The following is a 3,301-nucleotide window of genomic DNA, read 5'->3' as shown; positions in this document are numbered from 1 at the left end:
GGGGGGGGGGGCTCCCCGGGCACAAGCCCGGACAGCCCCGTCGGTGTACGCTCGGCGGCGATTTCATGTCATGGCCCCGCCAATCACGCAACGCGCATAGACTGCCGCTGGGGCGGCGCCGTCAGGCGTCCCCGACCACCGGGGGTGCACAGTGCTGCGGGTGAACTTCACCAGCCAGGAACTGGTCCGGCTGCGCGTCGCCGCCGACGTGGACCCGCTCTGGGAGACCGCGCTCAGTCTTCATCTGCTCCAGAACCGGGCCGCCCCCCTCACCTTCGGACCCTGGCGCCGAGAGGTGGTCACCGCACTGCGACGGGCCGGGCTGCTGACGGCCACGCGCGACCTGACACGGCTGTGCCCCGACGGCGCCTACTTCCCCGACTTCCTGACGCCCGGACGCGGCGACGCGGACATCGAGACCGGCCTCGACCGGCTGCTCGCCACCCCCCGACGGCGGCTGCTCGCCGAACTGACCCGCCTCCACGCCCACACCCGGGGACCCGTCCCGCCGGACGTGCGACTGCTTGCCGACGGCTGCCCGCAGGCACTGCGCCGGCTCGGCGACTCGCTGCGCGCCTATTACCGCGTGGCCGTCGAGCCCTACCTCTCCGCGATCCGGGCCCAGGCGGCGTCCGACCGGGCACTGCGGGCCGCGGCGACACTCGCCCACGGCGCCGAGGGCATGCTCACGGGCTACGACGACCTGCCCGGCTGGGAGTACCGGCAAGGCCGCCTGTCCGCCCCGTACCCCGTGGACCGCGCGCTGGTGCTGCGCGGCAGGGCACTGACCCTGGTGCCGGCCTTCTTCTGCGTACGCGCGCCGCTGGCCCTGGTGAACGAGTCGCTGCCGCCCGTCCTCGTCCATCCGCTCACGCCGGCCCCCGGCTGGCTGGAGCGCCGTCGCGGCGCCCCGGCCGGGCCGACGGCGCAGCTCATCGGCTCCTCGCGCGCCGAACTGCTACGGATGCTGGACCGCCCCATGACCACCACCGACCTCGCCGCCGCACTGCGGCTGGCCCCCTCCACGGCGAGCCGGCACGCCTCGGTGCTCCGCGAGGCGGGATTGCTGCTGTCGCACCGTCAAGGCCTGCACGTACTCCACCACAGGACCCGGCTGGGCGAGGCGCTCCTCGGCGGCGCACTGAACTGAGAGGGCGCGGATGGCACGGCGTCCGCCCCCTCGGGGAACACGTGCCGGAAGATCGGGGGCGGGCTCGCACAACCCGGTCGACTACGAGAACGTCCGCGTCCGGACCCCGCTTGTCCGCGCAGGAGGATCGCCTTTGAGCGGGGTCTCGGTGCGTGAGGAGCGGCCCTTCGGAGTAGGACGGGGCTGCTCCCGTTTCGGCGGAGCGCGGGTTCACGTGTTGGCGACTCCTTCGGAGTGCCCTCCACGGCGAAGCGCGCCCGCACGTCGGGCCGTCGGAGCTGTCGGAGCTGTCGGAGCTGTCGGAGCTGTCGGGGAGCCTTGCCGGGCAGCCGGGGCAGCCGGGGCCGGTCCGCGCCGCGACGTCCTGGTGGCGCAGTGGTTCACGGCAGGCGGAGCAAACGACCTCGGCCCGAGCGCCGTGCCCCGACAGGAGCGGCGTGCTCCTGCCGGGACCGGGACCGGGACCGGGACCGACCGTGCCGCCCGTGGGCCTCAGCGGCCGGCCTGGAGGGCGCCCCAGGTCACAGGGCCCACCTCGGAGTCGACGGTGAGAGCACGGGTGGACTGGTAGTCGCGAACCGCCTGGGCGGTGCCCGGGCCGAAGATGCCGTCGGCCGAGACCGTGTGGGCCAGGGCAGCCGTCAGCGCGCGCTGGAGGCGCTGGACGGCCTCTCCGGTGGAACCCTGCTTCAGCACGGGCCGGGCGCCGGCCGAGAGCAGCGCGGTCCAGGTCCTCGCGCCGACCACGGCGTTCGCGTCGAGCCCCTTCGCCGTCTGGAACGCGCGGACCGCCGCGGCCGTCATGCCGCCGAAGTCACCGTCCACCGCACCGGCGTCGAACCCCTGCGCGTTCAGCAGCCACTGGGCGGCCTTCACCTGGTCGCCCGTCGACCCGGTGCCCAGGGTGGCGTACGAGGAGAAGCCGAGCTGCACCGGGGACGTCGTGCTGCCGCCCACCAGCTGCATGTAGCGGTTCCAGTCCCAGTACGGCCCGGGGTCGGAGTGATCGTTGCCCGGTATTTCCACATGGCCGAGGATGTGCGCCCGGTCCTTGGGGATGCCGTAGCGGTCGGCGATCGAGCGGGTGAGCGCCGCGGAGGAGCGGTACATCGCGTCGGTGAACCAGGAAGGCTGGTCGACCCAGCCCTCGTGTTCGATGCCGACGGAGTACGGGTTGCCGGACCGGGCGTGCCAGGCGGTGTCCTTCTCGCGGACCGTCTGCGTCACCTGACCGTCCGAGGAACGGATGACGTAGTGCGCGCTGACCTGGGCCGCGGGGTTCTGGAACCAGTTGATGGCACCTGCGTACGAGCCCTGGGTGACGTGCACCACGACGGCCGTGATCGCGGAGGTGCGCCCCACCGCGTAGTTGCCGGCGACGGCCGGGACCCAGAGCGCGGACGGGTAGTCGGGCGCGGCGACCAGCGGGGCGGCGTCGGCGTAGGCGCCGCGGTCGGGCTCGACCGCCGTGGGCCGGACGGTGATGGTGGAGCCGTCCTCGGCGCGGGCGTCGACGCCCTGGACGAGGAGGTCGTAGACGCCGTCGGCGTAGAAGCGGGCGGCGCGGTCGTCGGTGGAGCCTCCGTAGCGCGCCACCGCCTCGTACCAGGCGGCGGGACGGTCGCGTTCGGCGTCCGTGAGCCCGGCCGCGTCGGCGCGGGCGCGCAGGACGGCGGCGCCGCCGCGGACGTTGGCGGCGGTGTCCCGGCGCAGGGTCTCGACGGGGACGCCGGTGAGCCTCGACGCCTCACGCAGGGTCTGCTGCCCCGGGTTGTCGACGAGGTGCATCACGCCGTAGCCGCGGGCCTGGCTGGGCCGTCCGTCGTGTCCGTCGAGCCGGCTCTCGCCGTACCCGACGGCCACGAGCACGTCCCTCGGGACGTCGAACTCAGCGGCGGGGGGGGGGGGGCGGGGGCCCCCCCCGGGGACGGGGGGCGCGGGCCGCGCCTGCGCGGCAGGCGCCGTAGCCGTAGCCGTAGCCGTAGCCGTAGCCGTAGCCGTCACAGCGAGGCCGACGACCGCGGCGAGAACCACCGGGATGCGCCTCTTCGATACCGAATGGTGCCTCATGAAACCTCCTTGGTAAGAGTTCTGAAGCGAGGGAACCGTCGACGCCGGCTGGGCTCCCGCACGCCGCACCGGTGGCGCGGC

General features: G+C 74.2%; 2 protein-coding genes. One reads left to right on the top strand and one right to left on the bottom strand.

Annotated elements, in window-relative coordinates; all coding sequences use genetic code 11:
• Nucleotides 1-160: 160 nt before the first annotated feature.
• Nucleotides 161-1,150, top strand: coding sequence for an ArsR/SmtB family transcription factor (locus ACFQ8C_RS35950; protein ID WP_383466022.1), 990 nt, complete (start codon nt 161-163; stop codon nt 1,148-1,150).
• Nucleotides 1,151-1,642: 492 nt separating this feature from the next.
• Here ACFQ8C_RS35950 and ACFQ8C_RS35945 read toward each other — a convergent pair whose 3' ends face one another.
• The gene (locus ACFQ8C_RS35945) at nt 1,643-3,220 is read right to left on the bottom strand and encodes an N-acetylmuramoyl-L-alanine amidase (RefSeq protein WP_383466020.1); all 1,578 of its coding nucleotides are present in this window, start codon (nt 3,218-3,220) and stop codon (nt 1,643-1,645) included.
• Between the last annotated feature and the right edge of the window lie 81 nt (nt 3,221-3,301).

The sequence above is a fragment of the Streptomyces sp. NPDC056503 genome (assembly GCF_042794995.1).
GTDB lineage: Bacteria > Actinomycetota > Actinomycetes > Streptomycetales > Streptomycetaceae > Streptomyces.
This window is presented reverse-complemented; position numbering and strand designations above follow the sequence as displayed.

Bases quoted from the DNA above. Each gene is read 5' to 3' on its own strand.
- ACFQ8C_RS35945 (WP_383466020.1), bottom strand. From the start codon at position 3,220: ATGAGGCACCATTCGGTATCGAAGAGGCGCATCCCGGTGGTTCTCGCC.